The organism is Actinospica acidithermotolerans, from assembly GCF_018139625.1.
GTDB classification, from domain to species: Bacteria; Actinomycetota; Actinomycetes; order Streptomycetales; family Catenulisporaceae; genus Actinospica; species Actinospica acidithermotolerans.
In genome coordinates, this window is sequence record NZ_JAGSOH010000131.1 from 1 (window position 1) to 18,350 (window position 18,350).

Consider the following 18,350-nt stretch of genomic DNA (forward strand, 5'->3'; position numbering starts at 1 on the left):
CCGGAAACCAACCCCGAGCCCCCCACCACCGCTCCCGAAGCAGTCACCGGCTCAGCAGCGCAAGCGGAGGAGACCGGCACCATCAGCGTTTCGGGCCTCGACAGCGAAGCGCCAGAGCACGACGACGCCGCCGAAGACACGGCCGCCGAGCCGACCACGGCACCTGATCACCGGGAGGCGAGCAACCCCACCTCCAACCGAGGCAAAGCACACGGGCATCCGGTCAAGGCCGGCACAGCGGGTGCACACGCCGCGGCCGGGCCGCTGCTGCTCGTGGCCCCAGCCGGTCCCGACCGGATCGCAGCGATCACGGACGACTACGCCGCACACCCCGTGCGCATCAAGGTGCTCGGCGTCCGGGCCATCACCACCCCGACCGGCAGCATCGACGCCCGGCTACGCGGCGACGCCTGGCGCGCCGCGATAAAAATCGCCATCGCCGGACGATACGGCCAGCACCTCGACGACCTCGCCGTGCTCTGGCCCGACCACGACGACGCGGTACTGCGTGTGACCGTCAAGAACGCGATCTACGACCTGCGCAAAACCCTGCGAGCACGCTGCGGCGACTCAGCCGGCAACCCGAACCGGTACATCACCCAGGTCAACCGCCGCTACGCGTTCAACGAACAGACCGTCGCCACCGACCTCGCGACCTTCACCGCACTGCGCACCCTGGCAGCCCAAACCCGCGACGCCGGCGAGCGCCGCGCAGCGGCGATCGCCGCCCTCGACCTCTACGACGGTGAACTGCTCGCCGGCGAGGAAGAGGAGTGGATGATCGCGCCGCGCACCAAGACCCGCCGCGACGCCCTGGCCACCGCCACCCTCCTCGCCCAACTCGCCGACCGCGCCGACGATCCGGAAACGGCCCTGACCTGGTGGGAGCGCGCCCTGGAAATCGACGACAACGAAGAGGTCTACCGGCAGATCATCACGCTCCAGACACGGCTTCGCCACCACGCTGACGCGACAGCCACCTGCGAACTGCTCCTGACCCGCCTGAACGCGGACGGACTCGCCCCGGCCCCCGAAACCATGGCGATCATCGCCCGCGCACGGGGTCGACAGCCAATCGGCGAGCACACCCGACCCGCCGCACGCCGCGCCGCGTAAGCCCGCCGTCCGAGGACTGGCTACCGTCCGCCGGGACCCCCTGGGTCGACCTGAATGCGTGTGCTGATCGGATCATGGCGGCCGGGACGGTGCAGGCATTAATGTGGTCTCGATGCCGCATGTCGGCAGGCGCTGCCCGCACCGGATACCCCCCCCCATCCGAACGGGTCGGCGTTCGTCCGGTCCGACGCTATCCCCCCCGGCGTCGGGCCGGACATTCCGCTTATCGCACATATCCCATACCTGAGCCGCGGCTCCCCCACACAACGACGGACTCCCACTCAGGGCTGGAAGCCGCCCCATCACGCAGGATCCTCCTCCGGTGAAAGGCTCTGATAGTCGTTCAGGCCCTCGTCCCGCCCGACGAAAATGATGACCCGGTCGCGCGCTTAGCCGCCGCAATGAACGTCGCACGCGCCTCGCAAGCCAGGCCGGCGCTACCCCTGCGTTGGACGATCCCCAGCTATGTGTCGGCGGGTTCGCGTAGCGTGAGCGCGTGCCAAATTTCGCCACCGCATTGACCGGCGAGTCCGGGGAAAACGGCGTCGCCAAGCTCGTCATGGAGCGCTTGGGCTGGTGTGCACGCCGCCAGGGCAATCCCGATGTCGGTATCGATATGCAGATCGAGGTCGGCGCGGGCGACGGCGATGCCACCGCCCGGCTCCTCGGCGTCCAAGTCAAGTCCGGCCCGTCGGCCTTCAAAGAGCCCGCGGCCGACGGCTCGGGGTGGGTGTTCCGGATGGATCTGGAGCACTTGGACTACTGGCTCAACTATCCGCTTCCGGTGATCCTCGTGCTCTACGACATCGACCGGGAAGTCGGCTACTGGCAGCACATCACCTCACAGACCGTGTCGGACACCGGCAAGGGCTTCAAGATCCTCGTGCCGAACAACCAGCGGATCGACGCCGACAGCGCGGACGCGCTGGCCGCGCTCGCGGAGCGTGCCGGCGCAAACGGCCTGCAGGAGTTCCTCCTCCAACTGCCCCCGTCGTGCGCAGCGCTCCTGAGCGCACTGGACCGCGAGGCGCCCAGCCTCGCCCGCCGCCTGGCACGTGCCCTCGTCAACGGGCGCACCACGCCGGCGCGCACCGTCCAAGACTTGGCCGCGCAGGCGCCGGAGACCTGGCCGCACACAGCCTGGCTGATCCTCGGCCAGTACGCCGTCGAATACGAAGACCGGATCGGCGCAATCGACTGCTTCATCCGCATCGACGCGACGGCCGAGCCCGAACAGCGTGGCCGATGGACCGCGTTCGCCGGGTCGATGTTGTCCCCCACCGACCCAGACCGGGCACGCGAGCTACTGACCGAGGCTTCCGCGACGCCGGGCGGACGCCTCCTGGGACCGATCGGCCTGGCCATCCTCGACCACGGCCTTAACGTCGCGCCGGTGCCGCTGCCCGACATCGTGCTGGCCTCTGCCGACGAGACCGAGCGCGACCCGGCGATCCAACGCTTCCTGGCCGACCAGGCGCAGCGCGCCGGCGATCTGAACCTCTCACTAGAGCATCACGAGAAGGCGTTACGGCTTGCCCCGGACAACACCAACCAGCAACTCGCGCTCGCCGAGATCCTGCTTCGCCGACCCGAGGGAACTCCCGCGGCCCGGCTGATGTCCGACTACAGGCGCGCGGCCAACCTCGCCTCCAGTGTGCGCGCCGGGAAACGCCGCTGGCTCGGCGATAGCGTCCCCGCCGCCTATCTGCTGCAGTCGGCGCTGCTGCTCGCCGAAGACGTCGATCGTGCGTTCCGCGTCTCCCGCGCGCAACCGGACGGCGAGGCAACCGATGCGGAGGCAGCCTCGCCGAAACTCGCGATGCACGTCGCGAGGGTCGCCTACGAGCAAGGTCGTCCGGAGCGGGCAGAACCGTTCGCCGCCATCGTCGAGGCCAGCGACGATCACGAAGCGAGGACGATGCTGGCGGCCGTGCGCGCGCGGGCCGAGGGCAGCGAGGGGCAAGAATCGCGCTGGCGCGACGCGCTGGCGGCCACCGCGGATACCGGCACCCAGCTGATGATCCTCGGGGAGCTCGCAGACCTGGGATGCTGGCCGCTGGGCGAGTTGGAGCGGCTACGCGACGACCAGCAGCTGCGCCCGGGAATGTACGACCTCATCCATGCCCGCGCGCTCACCGCGCGCGGTGAGACGCGGCAGGCTCAGGTCTTGCTGCGCAGGCACCTGGCCACCAATGCCCTGGCCGCGGAACGCTACGTCGCACTGCTGGCCGCCGACGACAAGATCGACGACGCGATCGCGGTATGCGACGCGGCCTCATCGCAGTTCGGAGGCTCGCGCCACGACCTGCAGGCCCTCGACGTTCTGGCTGGCGCCGAGGGCCGCACCGAGCAGCTCCTAACACGTGCGGCAGGATTTCTCTCCCGCTCTGGTCAGCCCTACTCGCTGCGCCACCATGTGCGCAGCCGACTCCTCGCACTCCACGAGCAGCGCCGAGACTGGGCCGCAGCCGAACGCCTAAGCCGTGACGGGCTGGAAGAAGTGATCGCGCTGCTCGACGACCTGCACGATGGCAAGGTCGACCAGCTCTCCCTTCCGGAGACCGCGAGCGACGATCTCCAGGAACTGAAGCGCGGGTACGTGTTGATGCTCATCACCCAGCAGTTCAACCGCGGCCACACCGCCCGCGCTCTCGCCACCTTCGAGGAGTTCGCACCAGAGATCCGCGAGGCGTTCGAAGCCGAGATCTGGCTTGATCTGCACCGCTTGCATGGCTGGACACAACAGGACATCGTGCGCGCGTTCGAGCTGGCTGAGCATGGAGCCTTCCCTGAAATGCTGGTCGGCCGGATTCTGTTCACCCTGGTGCAAACGTGCGAGCCGGACAGCACGGTCACCCACGCGGGATCGGCGGAGAGCGAGAGCCCTGGTGCTGGTACCTCGTCCGACGACCTGGACCGGATCGCGATCCCGCCGTCCTTGCACGAAAAGATCACCGAGGCCTGGAATGCCCACTTTCAGAGGCGCGCCGCAGCCGAGGCACCAGGACAGGGCAGCGGCATGCTCAGCGAGCAGGAACTCACTAATCGGGCCTTGCCGGACTATGCGCGCCAAACCCTCGCCGACGCCGCGATCTGGGAGGGAAAACTGCCGGTCGGCGCGGCCAGCATTGTCGCCGGTACGCCGTATCTGCTGGCCGTCGCCGAACGCCGAGCCCGGATCCTGCCGATCGCCGATCCCGACCCGGACATCTACCGAGGCGAGCTTTCGGCTGCCGACGCGAGCCTCGGCGAGCCGGTCAGCATCGAGACCACCGCCTTGTTCGTCAGCGCAGCGCTGCTTGATCAGTGGGTGAACATCCACCCTGAGTTCGGCAGTGTCCTGTTAGCGGAGCGCGCTGCGCACGACATCTTCATGAGCCACCTGACTGCGCGCGCGCTCGGTGGGAACGTCGACTATTACCGCACTGACTTGTCGACCCTCAGATCCATCCCGGCGAACACGCCTGCTGAAACGCTGCGGCGCATGCGCCGCCACGTCACCGCCGTCCACTCCGCTACCCAGGACTGCACCGTCACGCATCAACTCGACCTCAGCGCCCTCGGCGCGAAAGCCCCGCGGGACATCAACGGCCCCTGGCCGTGGCTCGCCCCTATCGCCCTCGCCGTCGAACGCGGTATCGCGCTCTACAGCGACGACGCCTCAATCCGCGCCCAGGCTCGAACCTACGGCGTGCCCGCCTTCGGCAGCCTCGCGCTGCTGGAAACCCTCGGGACTCAGCGCGACGTCCTCCCCGACCGCGGCATGGCACTGGCTCTACTTTTCGCGCACCACGCCGTCGACCTACCTGACGTTGCCGGGTTGATCCGCAACGCCTTGAACGCCGGAGACGCCACCAGCGGACCCGTCCTGATCAACCTCGCGCGCCCGACCTATTGGCAGGTCCATACCCGTGACTTTGCCGCAACCGTCGCCGGCATCGTCACGCCCGCCTATTGGCGCGACCCATCAAGCCTCGCACCACTCACCTCGGCCATCGCCACCGGGGCCGCCGCCGCATTCGCCGACACGGCGTCCGCAACCGCCCTGACCGCCGCAGTCATCCTGACCCAGTGCACCACGGTCACCCGCGAGGCTGCCGACATCGTCGTGCCGATCATCCGCGCCATCGCGGCCCAGCACAGCGCAGACCCGATCATCACGCTACGGGAGATGCTGGTTAACGCGCTCACGGACCCCGTCGCTCCTGTCCGCCGCTCGCGCACAACAGCTGTCCAGATCGTCGATCACGCCCTGCGGCTCCACGAAACCGGCACAGAGTAGCCACCCGCACACTCCACCTGCACCGGACCAGCCCGCCGACCAGCATTCAGGATGGAGAACACTCACTCGGTGAGGGGTACTAGAAATCGGTCAGGTACTCGTCAGGCACCATGAAAATGATGGCCCCGGTCGTGCGTTCGGCCGCCGCAATGAATGCCGCAAGCGCCTCGCAGGTAACGGCATCGAGGGTGGATTCGGGCAAGAGCAGCACCGTGCCGCCGAGCACGTCAAGCACTTGGCCCACACTCACGGCAACACCGCCGCCGTCCATCATGCGCGCAACCATAGCCGCGGGCTCGGACACCCGGGCGGCCCGTGCCCAAGCCAGACCCAAGTCCACAACCCGGCCAGGATGCACGCCAATCGGGGCATTTTCTGCCAGCTGTCGCCCGCCTTTTCCGCCAACTGTCGTCCGTCGACACGGGCTTTCTGACCTGCACATATGCCATTGTCAGGGTGAATCGCTTGACTTCATCAGGGCAACGATGGCTGTATCTGTACACCGCCCCGCGACGACGCACCCGCTAGCACGTGCCGAGCGGACGGAAGTGCCCGGATCCGCCGGGCGCGCCCCGGCCGGGGCATGACCACCCGAAATCACCCTCCTGACCAGGGATGAGCCATGCCCGAAACTGAATCCACCACCATGACCCCGTCGATGAACGCGATGCTCGCCGCGTTGTCCGCCGACCGCGGAGCGAGCGTGACTGAACTGTCCAAGCGCGCCAACCTCGGCCGTTCCACCGCCGCCCGCGTCCTGACCACGCTCGAGGGCATGGGCCTTGCCCGGCGCGAACGTCCGGACCGTAGCGCCGACCACAGTTCGCCCGACCTGTGGTTCACCGCGACGACCGACCAGTTCGAGCCTGACGACGCGGGAAACCGACCCGCGGACCACACCCCCAAGTCCCAACCGGAGACCCCGTCGTCCGGCATCCCGTCGCCGACGGACGTCGACGACCCGGCGCCCACGATGAACAGCGACCCCGAGGGCGCGGCCGACACCGCGGACGCGAACGACGATGATGGCAACGGCGGGCTCTCGGCGCAGACGAACGAGGAATCCAGACCCGGCGCCGCATCCGGCTGCCAGGACCCGGCCACGCCGCCGGATTCCGACGCCCACCCGGGGCCCGAGCCCGACGCGAACCCGGATCCTGCCGTCGATGGCCCCGCGACAGATCCCGCGCACGGGCCGCAGAGGCAGGCGCACGACGCCACAGCTGACAGACCCGAGCCGGACGCGGACAGCGCGCCGGGTCCCGGGAGCGCGACCAGCGTTGCGGACAGCGGAAACGCGGACGCCGCCGCGCCGAGCGAGACCAGAGCGACGGTACGCCTGGGCAAGGGCGAGCTGCGCGCGATGGTGTTCGAGCACCTGAAGGCGCATCCGGACGAGGATTTCACCGCCCCGCAGGTCGCCAAGGCGCTGGGCAAGTCCAGTGGCGCGATCGCGAACAACTTCGACGCCCTGGCCAAGACAGGTGATGCGCAGATGACCTGCGAGAAGCCGCGCAAGTTCCGTTTCCTCGCCAAGGCGGCGAAGTAACCCCGTCCGACACCCGCACGGCACGCCACCGCACCCCACGGGGCGTGCCGTGCGGGCGTGCGGAATCGACCGCGGAAGGCCGGTCCAATGACCCTCACCCGTTCCCTGCTCGAGCAGGCCTGCACACTCCTGCACCACGCAGGCGAAATATCCCACGTCGAGATAGGGATCACCGTCCCGCAGCTACTCCTGCTCACCCCCGACCACACTGCTGAGGTGATCGTGATGCCCGGCGGCATCCCGAACGCGGACGGCAGCGCGGGACTTCGCCGCCATGCGAAGCGGATCGCGGCGGTCGCGGCCGCGTACACCGTCGAGTGCTGGCTGGGCTATGTCTCGAAGCCGCTGTCGGTGTTCGAGCGCTTCGCGCCCGACGATCTGCCGCGCGCGGGCGATGTCGACGATCGGCGCGAGGCGGTTGCCACCACCGCCGTGTGGCCTGGCGGCCACCTGTTCGTCCACCGCGTCACCGTGATCGCACGGACGCCGGGCGGGTCTGTGCTCGGCCCGGCCTGCTGGATGAAGCCTCGTGACTACGACACCAACTGGTGGCTCGAATCTCTGATCACGCCTCCGTGAGCGGACCGTCGCCGCCACCCGCGGGGCGGGCGGAAACCGAAAGCCTATCGGTTTCCGCCCGCCCGCACTCCGTCCATCGGGCCGGGCCCCGGCGCGCTCCACATGAACCGCGCTGACGGCGTTAGCGGGTCACGGCATGCGCAACGTGTCGGTACCGGTCCACCGGCGCAGTACCTCGGGCACCGCGACGGTGCCGTCGGCCTGCTGGAACTGTTCGCAGATCGCCGGCAGCAGGCGGCTGGTGGCCAGGCCCGATCCGTTCAGGGTGTGCACGAGCCGCGGCTTGCCGCGTCCTGTGCGGTAGCGCACGCCTCCGCGCCGGGCCTGGTAGTCGCGGGCGTTGGAGACCGAGGAGACCTCCACATACCGTTTGAGGCTCGGCAGGTAGACCTCGATGTCGACGGTGCGGGCCATGGCGGCCGAGGTGTCGCCTGCGGCGAGCTGGGTGACCCGGTAGTGCAGTCCGAACCCGGCCACCAGCGCCTCGGCTCGGGCGATCAGCGCCTCGTGCAGTGCGTCGGAGTTCTCAGGGGTCGTATAGCAGAACAGCTCGACCTTGTTGAACTGGTGCCCGCGCAGCGTGCCGCGCTCCGCGGTGCGATACCCGCCGGCCTCCTGCCGGTAGCACGGGGTGTAGGCGACATACTGGAGCGGCAGGTCCTCTGCGGCGAGGATCTCACCGCGGTGCAGGTTCGCCAGCGCCGTCTCCGCGGTCGGGAGCAGGAACACCTCCTGCTCCCGACCGTCGGTGCCCACCGGGTAGAGGTCGTCGGCGAACTTCGGGTACTGCCCGGCGGTGTAGACGCTTTCGACGGTGGCCAGGTGCGGCGGCAGCACGAACTCGTACCCGGCCGCGATGTGCGCGTCGAGGAAGTAGTTGAGCAGCGCCCACTCCAGCCTGGCCCCGGATCCGCGATACGCCCAGAACCCTGTGCCGGCGATGCGTACGCCGCGCTCGTAGTCGACCAGGCCCAGGCGGGTGGCGAGGGTGACGTGATCGAGCGCGCCCTCGGGAAGGACCGGTGGGTCGCCGGCCGTGCGCAGCACACGGTTCGCCTCCTTGCCCCCGGCAGGCACGTCGGGATCCGGCAGGTTCGGCAGGGCGTCGAGGAACGCTCGGCACGCCGTCTCCAGCCGCGCCTGGCGCGCGGTCAGCGCCGTGAGGCGTTCGGCCACCGCGGTCCCGTCCGCGCGTAGTCGTCCGGCGGCGGGATCATCGGGGTCGAGGGCGGCGACGGCGCGGGCGATGGTCTTTCGTTCGGCGCGCAGTTGCTCGACTTCGGCGCGCGTCTCATGCAGCCCAGCGTCGTCGGCGAGGTAGGCCTCGAAGTCGGGTTGGATGCCGCGTGCGGCCAGCCGCTCGCGCACATACGGTGTCTCAGTTCTGATCAATGCAGGGTCGAGCACGAGTTCTCCCGTGTCCGTCCGGCCCACCGCAGGGGCCGGTGTGATCCCCTTGGGGGCGCGGGCGAGCGGGGTGCTCGCGGTGCCACCGCGCCTTCGCCACCCGAAACGGGCGGCCTCGTTCAACACCCCGTATCGGCGGTCGGGGCAACCGGCGGACCAAAAGGATCGGCTGTCGCCGTGCCCTCGCTCGTCCGCGCGCAGGGAGTGGATTCGCCCGGAGCGGTGAGAGCGCCTTCCCAGCTTCCGGCGCCTCTCTCGGCTCACACGCTTCCGGCCTACTTGTTCCCGCGGTGCGATAAGGCACCAGGTTAGGGGCGGGGGCGCGCCCAGGGCCATCAGTTTTCGCCGTGCGCGTCGGTCGCCGTCGCTGCCGGTGACCGAGCAGGGGCGGCGGACCGCTTCGCGGGGGCGTCCTGCTTGGCGCGCTGGGCTTGGCGTACCCGGGCGAGGGTCCAGCCGGTGAGCTGTGCGGTTGACTCGGGGGACTCTCCTGCATCGAGGATCTCGCGGACCAGGGCCTCGGCCTGGGCGTCGAACCCTGCAGCCTCGGCCTCAGCCTTCTCCCGCAGCTGCGCGGCCTTCTGCTCGGCATCGGCGAGCAGTTTCGCCGCCTTGCCCTGCGCGCCGGCCCGGACCTTCGCCGCCTTCTCATCCGCCGCGTGGAAGGCCGTGACGAGTCGCTCAAGGGCCTTCTCGCGCGCGGCGAACTCCTCGGCGCGCTTGGCCATCGCGTCGGCGGCACGCCGCGCGGCGCTCCGGCTGGTCGGCGCGCTCGCCGCCTTCGTCGTCACCCTCCCGACCCTAGGGGCGCGGGCTGGAGGCGGCGATCGGGACGCTCCATCTGAGCGACGGGCGCACCCGTGTGCGCCCGACCCATCCCGGTCGCACTCGTGCCTGGATCCTCCAGCGTGGGGGCGCCGATCCTGGTGGGCCGTCCAATCCGCCCGTGGCCGGCCAGCTCGGCGTGCGCACGCGACACTCGAGTGTTAAGTGTCGAGCATGGCCATGCAGGTGCCACCGAAGCCGATGCTCACCGCCGCCAAGAACACGACAGCGGTACCGGCCGGCTTCGTGGTCGAACCTAAGTACGACGGTTTCCGCGGGATGATCGCCCGCTGGCATGACGGGCGGGTTCTGATCCGCTCGCGCAAGGGCACCGACCTGACGACCGGATTCCCGGAGATCGCGGAAGCCGCCGCCGCGCTGCCCGCCCGGATCGGCGATGTTCTCCTAGACGGAGAACTTGTGATTAGGGAAGCCGGGAAGCTCGCGTTCGAGCGTTTGGAGGCCCGGATCGGCGCTAAGCCCGCCACCGCTCGACGCCTGGCGAAGGAGCATCCCGCTCAGATGGTCGTGTTCGATCTTCTTCACCTCGGCGATCTCTCGCTCGTCGACCAGCCCTACCGCGACCGGCGCGCACTCTTGGAACGCACGTTCGAGGTACTCAAGCTGGGCGAGCCGTGGGAGCTGTGCCCGGCGAGCACCGACCGGGACACCGTCGCGGAATGGCTCACCGAATGGCCCGGCAGGTACGGCACCGAGGGCATCGTGATGAAGAATCCCTCGCAGGCCTACCGCCCCGGCGCGCGCGCATGGCGGCGCTACCGCCTGCACGAGAGCGCGGAAGGTATCATCGGCGCGGTCACCGGAACGCCCGCGCGCCCGACCTCTCTGCTGCTCGGCCGTCTCGACAGTCACGGCCGTCTGCGGTACGTCGCGCGTACCACGCAGCTTGAGCGCAGGACCGCCGTCGAGTTCGCGGCCGTGCTCACGCCCGCCGACGAGACCCACCCGTGGCACCCGCGCAAGCCCTCGCCGCGCTGGAACCCGCCGAATCCTGAAGAGATCACGCTGGTGAGACCCGAGGTGGTGGCCGAGTTCACCGGCGACCTCGCTCAAGATCCACGCGGCGCTTATCGGCATCTCGTGCACTTCGACAGGATTCGCCCCGACCTCGCCCCCGCCGACACCCCGCGGGCATTAGCCGGACGCGACCGCACCGGCAGGTGATCTCGGCAGCAGCTGTGACTGAGCTGCTATCTGGCCAATTGGAGTACAACTGGCCCGCTCCTGAAGTCCCTCGGACGGCGCGTTTTCCGCGTAGCGGCGCGAGCGAGGGGCAGTACATGTCACGTAGAGAGTTTTGTTTCGAACTGAGGAAGCCGATGCCACGAGCCGAGTTCAGCGCGCCATTGATCCATGGGCAGTTCCGGGAAAAGAGGGTCAATCTCAGCGACGAAGCATTCGCATACGTCGAACCCGGCGACGGCACCGACGACCCCACCGACCTCATCGAACCAGAGGTCTGGGAGAACTTGATGGACCTGCCGACTGATGTACTACTGCGTACGACTGATCATTTCGGCACAAAGTTTCGGGAGATGCAGAACATATCGTCGATGTGGCTGGACGTGATCACGCCTGTGGACGGCGTGGATCCCCCGTTGGTGTTCGCTGCTTATCTCGATGCTTACGATGCACTCAAGGCAGCGCCGTTCGTCGTCGCACACGGCTGGTACCAGCAAGCAACCGGCGGATTGCGCAATGCCTTGGAAGTCATGACTCACGCTGCCAACTGCATCGTTCGTGGCAAGGAGGAGCAGTACGAGAAGTGGCGAGACGGCAGCATCGAGCTAAAATTCGCAAACTCTGTAGACAACCTTGAGCGGCACTCATCCACGAGCGTACTCGGATCCTCGCTTCCGCCGGGAACCATGTATGGGAAGGGTGGTGTCATCCGTCAGCTATACCGCGAACTGTGTCACTTCGCCCATGGCAGCCCAGGCCATACCAATGCGGATATGTGGGCCAGTAACGGCCCGGTTTTCGTCCCGGAAGCATTCGGGAGGTTCTGGGGCAACTACCGAGACACCTTCCTCGCGTGCTCACTCCTGCTCAAAACCGCATACTCCGACATGCAGCTTCCGGCTGACTTGACACTGGTTGCACAAGCCGCCGGGCAGCTTTGGAACAATCTCGCTGAACGTGCCGTGGCTTCGTACTTCACCGATGTGTGACTCGCAACGCCAGCGTGGGCTAACCACCGTTCACGATGGCGGCCCGCCGCTACCGCGTGCCGAGCCTTCGACCTGCCCCGGCACCATTTCGGCCCACGCAGCCGTCAACTGGCCAGGTATCGGGCTCAGTGACAGCAGCCTGTGCCTGGGTCACGTCCGCGGTGGTGGTGTATGGGTGGCCACCGGGTGATCCTGTTGTTCGTTAGGCGATCAGGGCGGCCGGTTCGGTGGCCGGCTCGGGTTCCTGGCCTGTGCGCCGGAGTTTAGCGAGGATCTCCAGTCCCATGTAGCGGCGGGATTCGGCCCATTCGTCGTTCTGCTCGGCCAGTACCGCGCCGACCAGGCGGATCAGGGAGTTGCGGTCGGGGAAGATGCCGACCACGTCGGTGCGGCGGCGGATCTCCTTGTTCAGCCGTTCCTGGGGATTGTTCGACCAGATCTGGCGCCAGATCTCGTGCGGGAACGCGGTGAACGCCAGCAGGTCGGCGCGGGCCTCGTCGAGGTGGGCTGCTGCCTTGGGGAACTTCGTCTCGAGCGTCGAGATCACCTGCTGGGCCTGGGCGTGTACGGCCTCGGCGTCGGGCTGTTCGAACACGGTGCGCAGCAGGGTTGCCACCCACGGCTGGGCGGACCTCGGGACCTGATTGGCCAAGTTGCGAGAGTAGTGCGCGCGGCACCTTTGCCACGCCGCTCCCGGCAGTGCGGCGCCGACCGCCTCGACCAGGCCGCGGTGCGCGTCCGAGATCACCAGTTGCACCCCGGAAAGTCCCCGGGCCGTGAGCGAGCGCAGGAACGCGAGCCAGCCGGCGCCGTCCTCGGCCGAGGCGACGTCGATGCCCAGGATCTCGCGCGTGCCGTCGCCGTTGACCCCGACCGCGACCAGGGCGTGGACGTTGACGACCCGGCCGTTCTCGCGCACCTTCTGGGTCAGGGCGTCGACCCAGACGACCGGGTACGGGCCGGCGTCCAGCGGCCGGTTGCGGAAGGCCGCGACCTGCTCGTCGAGGTGCTTGGCCATCGCCGAGACCTGCGATTTCGACAGTTGAGTCACCCCGAGTTCCGCGGCCAGGCGCTCGACCCGGCGCGTGGAGACCCCGAGCAGGTAGGCGGTGGCCACCACACTCATCAGCGCCTGCTCCGCACGACGCCTGCGCTCGAGCAGCCAGTCGGGAAAGTACGAGCCGGCCCGCAGCTTCGGGATCGCCAGCTCGATACTGCCCACCCGCGTGTCCCAGCCGCGGGTGCGATACCCGTTGCGCGAGTTCGTCCGCTCCGGGCTGACCTGCCCGTACCCGGCCCCGCAGGCCGCGTCCGCCTCCGCCGACATCAACGCCTCGGCGAAGGACTTCACCATCAACCGGAGCATGTCCGGATCGGCCGCGGCGAGTTGCCGCTCGAACTCGTCACCGGCAGGCACACTGGTCAAAGCGGTCATCGAGTACTCCTCCTTCAAGATCATCAATCCATCTCGAAGGATCACCCGATGGCCGCCTCACGTATCCGCGATACGCCCATCAGAGCTACCCCGTACACCACGTCCCTGGACGCAAGCTGTGCCTGGCCACGCTAGACGGTATGTAGGTCAGCCGGGTTTGCAGGGCCGGGGCCTCGCTCGCAAGTTGTCGTGGGTTGCCGGTCGGGCGCAGCCTGGCCGGTAGTGCCTACATTTGCGGGAGGCCCCGGTGTTTTCTGAGCGTACGAGCGTTGGGTTGGATGTGCACGCCCGCAGCGTGGTGGCGTGTGCGATCGACACGGTGACCGGGGAGTTGACCCGGTCGCGTCTTACTCCCGAGCACGCCGAGATCCTTGGCTGGCTCGGGCGGCTGCCCGCTCCGGTCGCGGTGGCTTACGAGGCGGGTCCGACCGGGTTCGCCCTGGCCAGGACGTTGCGTGCGGCGGGCGTGCGGTGCGAGGTGGTCGCGCCCTCGAAGTTGCAGCGGCCGGCCGGGGACCGGGTCAAGACCGATATGCGTGACGCGACGCACCTGGCGAGGTTGTTGCGCCTGGACGAGTTCACCGGCGTACGGGTGCCGCCGGTCGTCGAGGAGGCCGCCCGGGACCTGATCCGCGCCCGGGAGGATGTGCGCGGGGATCTGATGCGCGCCCGGCACCGGATCAGCAAGCTGCTGCTGCGTCGTGGAATCCTCTACAGCGACGGGCGCACCTGGACCGGGCGGCATCACGCGTGGCTTGCCGCGCAGCGCTTCGAGTCCGTCGCGGTGCAGGCCGCGTACGATGCGGCCTACGAGGCGGTGGTCATGGCCGAGGATCGCCGCGCCCGGCTCGATCGGGCGATCGGGTCACTGGCCTTGGACCCGGCCTGGCATCCGGTGGTCACCAGGCTCGGCTGCCTGCGCGGGATCGACACCCTCACCGCGCTCGGCCTCGCGGTGGAGATCGGCGACTGGCAGCGGTTTACCGGGTCCTCGATCGGGGCGTATCTCGGACTGGTGCCCTCGGAGTCCTCCAGCGGCGAAAGCCGATCTCAGGGTTCGATAACCAAGACCGGCAACACCCACGCCAGGCGGCTGCTGGTCGAGGCCGCCTGGCACCACCGCCCCGGCTACCGGCCCGGCGTCACCCTGCGCCGTCGTTGGGAGCTCGCCCCAGCAGCCGCCCGCGCCCGCGGCCACGCCGGCAACCAGCGCCTGCACCAACGGTGGCTGACCTTCACCGAACACCACAAGCGACCCGTCGTAGCGGACGTCGCCATCGCCCGCGAACTAGCCGGTTGGTGCTGGTCGCTGGCGACCCTGCCCGACTAACGAGGTGGTGCACAGACCGGCCGGTCGGCGACCGCCGGTGGCGGCAGCGTGAGGAGCGATCCGCGATTCAACTATGAGCAGCGGCCGAGGCCGCGACGCTCGATGCTAGACAAGCGGACCCGCTCCCGCCGAACACTCCGCCCTGCGGTAACCAACCCGCGAATATCAGTCTGGACCACGCGTCGAGAACCGACACGCGCGCCACCTGCCCCACACGCCGACCGGCCCCAGCAAACGCAGCGGCGCCCGGAAAACAAGTCCGGACGCCGCTGCGCCACGCCTCTTGCAGCGTCTGGACCTGGCACCAGCGGGGAGTTGCCTGCTTGTTGGCATCGGCTTGTCGTTCCGTGCGGTCGACCCGAGAGGTCGCCGAGCCGCCGAGCGCTCGGAGTACTCGACGCCCGGCCGCCAAGCACGTCCCCGTCCGGCGAGGGACTGGGCTCTCCTGTCGGCTTCGTGCTGTTTCCAGTACATCCAGCGGCTGGCCAAGTAAGCGCGCCGCTCCTCGGTCATCATCTCCGAGCGTTTCAAGGCTTCGCTGGGATCGCCCAAAATAAGCGCTCCCTCGCCAACGTCCGGGCCAGTCCCGTAGGTCGGGGAGAATGCGAACACTTCCGGCCCTTCGACGGTCATCGTCAGGGTCATCGAATTGCTCTGGTCGTAGCGAGGCCGCAATGCATCGAAGGTCATGAATGCCTCGTCCGGACCGCGTTGCAGGTCCCGCTTGTAGCGCAGATCGTCCGGGTTTGCATGCCCCCCTTCGTACTCAAACTCTGATTCGCGTCCGTAGATCAAAACGAATTGCGGCTTGAGCGGACGATTCATGTACTTGCGCTCAAGGAACAGGTACTTGTCTCGGAAAAGCGCGGCGTTCCCGTCGCGCGAGAACCATGAGCGCCAGTCGTTGAGTTGATCGTGGGCCTGGGTGAATTCAGCTGACGGCCTGCCGTTCCTCAAGAACCAGCGCTTAGAAGGTTTCTCTATCTCGATCAGGATGGGCGTGATCAGCCCGGACGACCTGGTCACCCACATAAAGTCAGGCTCGAACGCGCGACCGCGACCGGTTATTACTGGCTCACGGAAGACTGCCATCAGATCCGATCCGTGGTGTCCACCGGGGCCGATATCGCCGCTGCCTCCCGGGATCATCGCTGGATGCAGTTCGAGAAAGCGCTGTATCTCGCGTTCTTCGGGGTTGGTATCCAGCAGCACGGCCCACTGTGCCCTGACCTGCTCGGAGTACTGCTCCCACATGATCGACTTGGGCCGATCCGGGTCGTCGTCTGCTGTGGCGATGTTGGCGAAGTATCCCTGGGGCACGGGTGAATCCGACACGCTCCAAGGCTACGCCCGCGAGGTCGCGGTGCGCTCAGACCCCTGGCAGCCGACGTGGCCGACGGTCGATACACTCTCGCGAAACTCGCCGCTATCGGTTTGGACAAGGGCGTGGCCGCTGACCCGGGACGCATCGCCGACGTGCAGCGGAAGGTCTTCAACCCCGTTCAGCATAGTTGGCGGATGGTGTACCGGTCGGATTCTGGACTGAGCGGTGGGCCAACTACTGACCTTCAAAGCGTGATGTCGCGAGCGGCTGATGTGTCGTCAGTTGTGCGGTAAGCCGTTCTCGTGAGGTACCCACAAGGCGGTGGCTTGACCGCGCAGCCGCGGGAGGTGCGCGAGCGCCTGCGGATGGAGGCGGCCGATCGGTTCGCCCTCGGGCAGGACAACGCGCTGATCGCGAAGGATCTACGTGTCCACATGCGCTCGGTCCAGCGCTGGCGTAAGGCCTGGTCCGAGGTCGGCGAGGGCGGGCTGGTCTCGAAGGGTCCGGCATCCCTGCCCGTGCTCAGCGACGCGTTGTTCGCGAAGTTGGAGGCGGAGTTGAACAAGGGCCCCGAGGTGCACGGCTTTCCCGATCAGACCTGGACGCTCGCCCGCATCAAGACCGTGATCGGCCGCCGGTTCCACAAGAGCCACACCCCCAGGGTCGCGGCCGCGCTGCTGCACCGGCAAGGCTAGAGCTACCAGACTCCTGCGCGTCGTGCGGTCGAACGCGACGAGCACGCCATCGCGGCGTGGGTGAAGGAGACCTGGCCTGCGGCGGAAGATAGCTTCGCCTGGCACGACTACCGCGACCTGCTGATCGCCGCCCACCACCAGTTCGGCGGCCCGATCCTCATGATCTGGGACAACCTCAACACCCACGTGTGCGCCGCGATGAAGAAGTTCATCGCCGATCACGCCTGGTTGACCGTCAACCAACTTCCGGCCTACGCATCCGATCTCAACCCGACCGAGGGCATCTGGTCGCTGCTCCGGCGCGCCCTGGCGAACATCGCCTTCGCCGACCTCACCGACCTCGAACAGGCCATACGCCAACGCCTACGCGTCATCCAGCACCAACCCGGCCTGATCGACGGCTGTCTTGCCGGCACCGGACTCGTCCTGAATATCCAGCCGCCGTGACGTGCGCCGGCCAGTAGCATGCCGCCATGTCGCGCAACCGCACGTACCGCGCGCTCGCGGCCGGGGAGCACACCTACCTCTGGCGCGTCCGGCACCGCCACGACGACGGATGCGACGAGATCCTCAGCATCCGCCGCGTCGCATCCTCGAGCGGAAGGGCGCTGCACTTCCACCCCAAGCCGGGACACGCGATACCCGACGGCGGCACCTCGGCATCCGGCGTCGTCCGCGACGACGCCGGACGATCGCTGAACCTCAACGAGCCAGGCGTGGTCCGCGCGTTCATCGACGCCCTCACCGCCTCCGCGTGGCCAACAACCGACCGCGCGTTCGCGCACCTCGACGGATGGGCCTGGCTCGCCCAGGCCCACCGCCAGCGCGCTACAGCCGACTCGATTTCCAGCGACATCGCGCTTTGAAGGTCAATAGTCGAACCAATTTGGCCAGTTACACGGCGCAACGCACCCGCAAGACCGGCCATAGGCGCGTGACCGGCCCTGCGACACCCAGCTATAGGCGGCGGCCTGAGCCAGTCGAGCTGTGGGGATCGAGGTGCCACCTATCGTGGCTCGGCACAGCAGCAGCCACGCGTTCGAGGGCTGAGGGCGTGTCAGGTAAGTCTAGTGTTTGATTTTTGCCGGATCCGGCGCGAGTATGGGCGGGTGGACGGCCTCGCTCATTTGTTCGAAGGTCCGGCTGATCTCGTCGGGCGACGGGCGGCGCTCGCGGCGGCGCTTGAGCGGCTGCCGGTTACCCGGGAGGACGGGCTGCGTTCCGTGCTCGGCGCGGCGCCGCTGGCCGAGAGCGTAGGGTCTGGGGCTCGTGGCCTGGGGCAGGAGGCGATTCCTGTGCTCGAGCCGCTGGCGGGGCTGCTGCCGGACGGGATACGGCGCGGCGATGCGGTCTCGGTGCAGGCACGTGGTGGGATGTGTGACTATCTCGCGCTCGCGCTGCTGGCCGGGGCGCTGGCTTCGGGGTTGTGGTGCGCGGTGGTGGGGGTGCCGGAGCTCGGCGGGCTGGCGTTGGCCGACCTGGCCGCGGGGGCAGGCGCTGGAGATCGGGGCGCTGCGCTGGATCGGCTGCTGGTGGTGGCGTCGCCGGGCGAGGCGTGGCCTGAGGTGGTCGCGGCGCCGGCCGACGGGGTCGATCTGGTGCTGGTGCGTCCGTGC

The 18,350-nt window shown here is 68.3% G+C and carries 14 protein-coding genes and 1 pseudogene; 10 read left to right on the top strand and 5 right to left on the bottom strand.

Annotated features, from left to right (window positions below):
* Together KDK95_RS29170 and KDK95_RS29175 are read left to right on the top strand one after the other, a co-directional pair.
* A partial coding sequence (locus KDK95_RS29170) for an AfsR/SARP family transcriptional regulator (protein WP_212521535.1) occupies positions 1-1,116 on the top strand: 1,116 nt, incomplete at its 5' end.
* Positions 1,117-1,612: 496 nt separating this feature from the next.
* Positions 1,613-5,398, top strand: coding sequence for a DUF4365 domain-containing protein (locus KDK95_RS29175; protein ID WP_212521536.1), 3,786 nt, complete (start codon positions 1,613-1,615; stop codon positions 5,396-5,398).
* 79 nt (positions 5,399-5,477) lie between these two features.
* Here the strand turns inward: KDK95_RS29175 and KDK95_RS29180 are convergent, their stop codons facing one another.
* Positions 5,478-5,672: a hypothetical protein gene (locus KDK95_RS29180; RefSeq protein ID WP_212521537.1), complete on the bottom strand. Its 195-nt coding sequence runs from the start codon at positions 5,670-5,672 to the stop codon at positions 5,478-5,480.
* Positions 5,673-6,020: 348 nt separating this feature from the next.
* On the opposite strand from KDK95_RS29180, the gene KDK95_RS29185 reads away from it, so the two are divergent.
* The gene (locus tag KDK95_RS29185; protein ID WP_212521538.1) at positions 6,021-6,947 is read left to right on the top strand and encodes a helix-turn-helix domain-containing protein; all 927 of its coding nucleotides are present in this window, start codon (positions 6,021-6,023) and stop codon (positions 6,945-6,947) included.
* Between the two features lie 87 nt (positions 6,948-7,034).
* A complete protein-coding gene (locus KDK95_RS29190; protein ID WP_212521539.1) occupies positions 7,035-7,526 on the top strand; it encodes a hypothetical protein in 492 nt (163 codons plus the stop codon).
* A 129-nt stretch (positions 7,527-7,655) separates the two neighbouring features.
* Here KDK95_RS29190 and serS read toward each other — a convergent pair whose 3' ends face one another.
* Together serS and KDK95_RS29200 are read right to left on the bottom strand one after the other, a co-directional pair.
* A complete protein-coding gene (serS, locus tag KDK95_RS29195; RefSeq protein ID WP_212521540.1) occupies positions 7,656-8,933 on the bottom strand; it encodes a serine--tRNA ligase in 1,278 nt (425 codons plus the stop codon).
* Between the two features lie 335 nt (positions 8,934-9,268).
* A complete protein-coding gene (locus KDK95_RS29200; RefSeq protein WP_212521541.1) occupies positions 9,269-9,724 on the bottom strand; it encodes an SPFH domain-containing protein in 456 nt (151 codons plus the stop codon).
* A gap of 208 nt (positions 9,725-9,932) precedes the next feature.
* Here KDK95_RS29200 and KDK95_RS29205 point away from each other — a divergent pair, with 208 nt between their 5' ends.
* Both KDK95_RS29205 and KDK95_RS29210 read left to right on the top strand, forming a co-directional pair.
* Positions 9,933-10,943 carry an ATP-dependent DNA ligase gene (locus KDK95_RS29205; protein ID WP_212521542.1) on the top strand — a complete coding sequence of 337 codons (1,011 nt, stop codon included), beginning with the start codon at positions 9,933-9,935 and terminating at the stop codon, positions 10,941-10,943.
* Positions 10,944-11,098: 155 nt separating this feature from the next.
* The gene (locus tag KDK95_RS29210; RefSeq protein ID WP_212521543.1) at positions 11,099-11,950 is read left to right on the top strand and encodes a hypothetical protein; all 852 of its coding nucleotides are present in this window, start codon (positions 11,099-11,101) and stop codon (positions 11,948-11,950) included.
* A 202-nt stretch (positions 11,951-12,152) separates the two neighbouring features.
* Here KDK95_RS29210 and KDK95_RS29215 read toward each other — a convergent pair whose 3' ends face one another.
* Positions 12,153-13,385 (bottom strand): IS256 family transposase, encoded by a 1,233-nt coding sequence (locus tag KDK95_RS29215; RefSeq protein WP_212521544.1) that lies wholly within the window; start codon positions 13,383-13,385, stop codon positions 12,153-12,155.
* Positions 13,386-13,632: 247 nt separating this feature from the next.
* On the opposite strand from KDK95_RS29215, the gene KDK95_RS29220 reads away from it, so the two are divergent.
* Complete coding sequence (locus tag KDK95_RS29220) at positions 13,633-14,715, top strand: IS110 family RNA-guided transposase (RefSeq protein ID WP_372463403.1); 1,083 nt, start codon at positions 13,633-13,635, stop codon at positions 14,713-14,715.
* A gap of 165 nt (positions 14,716-14,880) precedes the next feature.
* Here the strand turns inward: KDK95_RS29220 and KDK95_RS29225 are convergent, their stop codons facing one another.
* On the bottom strand, positions 14,881-16,050 hold the full coding sequence (locus KDK95_RS29225; RefSeq protein WP_212521546.1) for a Shedu anti-phage system protein SduA domain-containing protein: 1,170 nt from the start codon (positions 16,048-16,050) through the stop codon (positions 14,881-14,883).
* A gap of 291 nt (positions 16,051-16,341) precedes the next feature.
* On the opposite strand from KDK95_RS29225, the pseudogene KDK95_RS38830 reads away from it, so the two are divergent.
* From KDK95_RS38830 to KDK95_RS29245, 3 genes and pseudogenes are all read left to right on the top strand, one after another.
* Positions 16,342-17,181 (top strand): annotated as a pseudogene (locus KDK95_RS38830) (winged helix-turn-helix domain-containing protein).
* A 26-nt stretch (positions 17,182-17,207) separates the two neighbouring features.
* Positions 17,208-17,600: a hypothetical protein gene (locus KDK95_RS29240; protein ID WP_212521549.1), complete on the top strand. Its 393-nt coding sequence runs from the start codon at positions 17,208-17,210 to the stop codon at positions 17,598-17,600.
* Between the two features lie 243 nt (positions 17,601-17,843).
* Positions 17,844-18,350 (top strand): ImuA'/RecA-like NTPase (locus tag KDK95_RS29245; protein ID WP_504799662.1); only part of this gene is annotated, 507 nt, incomplete at its 3' end.